1 protein-coding gene is annotated in these 1,818 nt (G+C 50.6%); it reads right to left on the bottom strand.

The window, feature by feature from the left end; all coding sequences use genetic code 11:
- Positions 1–406 precede the first annotated feature (406 nt).
- On the bottom strand, positions 407–1,693 hold the full coding sequence (locus VF724_RS21115; RefSeq protein WP_442788078.1) for an IS110 family RNA-guided transposase: 1,287 nt from the start codon (positions 1,691–1,693) through the stop codon (positions 407–409).
- Positions 1,694–1,818: the final 125 nt, after the last annotated feature.

The raw sequence follows: 1,818 nt of genomic DNA, 5'->3' as shown, positions 1-1,818 counted from the left end.
CTCCCACTATAAAGTAATGTTTTCGCCTGTTTTCTCGCTTATTCTCATGATTTCAACTTTGACAATTTGAGAGGTACTGGTGGAGAATGTAGTCTGCACCACGATTTTCTGTATGAGCGTAGGCAGGAACAGAGCTTAGGATCGTTTGGATTCCAAAACTGTGGATAGTTGATTATGATCGCACAGTGGATATCCACATTCGCCCTTGAGGTTTACCCTCCCATGTCACGCTGGGTCTATGCCCTTACATTCCTTCGTTCTACCTCTCAAGGGGTGGATGCCGATTCTCGCTCCTTTACAGGGTCGTTGCCCTTACGGTGTGTAGTTCGTCGGCTTCTCCGGTGCTTCCGTTGTCTGGTTGTTCACATGTGAATAAGCGAGATTGCAGGGAATTGCTTCCTTGATATTAAGCAGCCAATTGTTGCAACTGAGCTTGCCGAACGGGGCCGATGACCAAGTCGGCGTCATACTCTCTTTGCTTTGTCCCCAGCGTATGAAGAACCCGAATGAGTTTTCCACACAATGCAATGAGCGACTGTTTCTTCTTTAGCGGATTTTGACTTCGCGTTGTGAAATAGCGATGTAGCGCCTGAAATTCTTCATTCTTCGCAACCATTGGCATGATCGCGCGGAACAGCAGCGCCCTTAGGCGTGATCTCCCTCGCTTGGTGATACCCGTCTGGCCTTTGCGTATTCCGGAGCTGTTTTCCATGAGATTCAGCCCGGCCAGACGAATGATTTGTTGACCATGATCGTAGCTGTTCAGATCCCCAACTTCCGCTAGAAATCCGGCTACGGTGAGCGCCCCTACTCCAGGTACGGTCAGCATTTCCGTCGTTCCCGGAATGCTCTCCAGAATCTCCATCACCTTTGCCATGATTGCTTCAAGCTGCTCATTGAACAGATCGAACTGTCCCAGCAGTGTACTTAGTTCCATTCGGGCTGCCACGATTCCCTCTGTCAGGCCAATCGAAGCGGTTGCGGCGGCGTAGAGCGCCTCTGCCCGCTTGATTCCCACACCACGCTTGACCTCCGTCTTCCAATGAGCCAGGACGTCTCTGGCTCCCTTGGCGACAATGTCGGCGGGCAGCGGAAACGCTCGCATGGTCATGAGCGATGCCTTGCCGTCCCAGTCCTTAAACACGCTAGCGTACTCGGGAAAGAATCGGTCAAACCAATTGCCGATGCGGCTCCTAACCTGGGTCAAACTGTCTTGCACCTTCTCCCGGAGGTTCATCAGAATTCGCAATTCTGCGTATTCCTTTGTTGGAAGTTTCGGCTCGGAGTACTTCCCGTTCCGAATGAGATCCGCGATGACTTTTGCATCCTTGTAATCACTTTTCGTCGGCGAGTTATCCTCAAGTTCTTTCGTCTTGTTCACGTGATGCGGATTCACGACGACGACCTGAATGCCTTGCTCTTGCAGAAATGCCGCTAACGGGAACCAGTAGTGTCCAGTAGGCTCGATGCCAAACACGATGTCGGTCTTGCCATGTGCTTGCCTGAGCTCCTTCATCCACGTTGCCAGCTTCGTCAGCCCTTCCTGGCTATTGTGAAACACGCAATCTTTACCAAGCTCGATTCCGCGAAAATCAACCGCGCGAGCCACATGCACTCTCTTAGCGATATCCGCTCCGACAACCAATGTCGATTCGGTAATTCGTGTAATCCGTTGATTCTGCTTCTGCTTCAACTTATACTTCATAGTGAGCGCCTCTTTCGTAATGGGATATGTTCTTGGCTGAACGGTTCCCAGTATAACAAGAGGCGCTTTTTGTTTTCAAAGGGCAAATTACTTCATTACAGGAATGGCTCCTT

Origin of the sequence: Ferviditalea candida (assembly GCF_035282765.1) — a bacterium.
Classification (GTDB): Bacteria; Bacillota; Bacilli; order Paenibacillales; family KCTC-25726; genus Ferviditalea; species Ferviditalea candida.
Note: the sequence above shows the minus strand (reverse complement) of the source record. Positions and strands in the feature narration are given on the sequence as shown.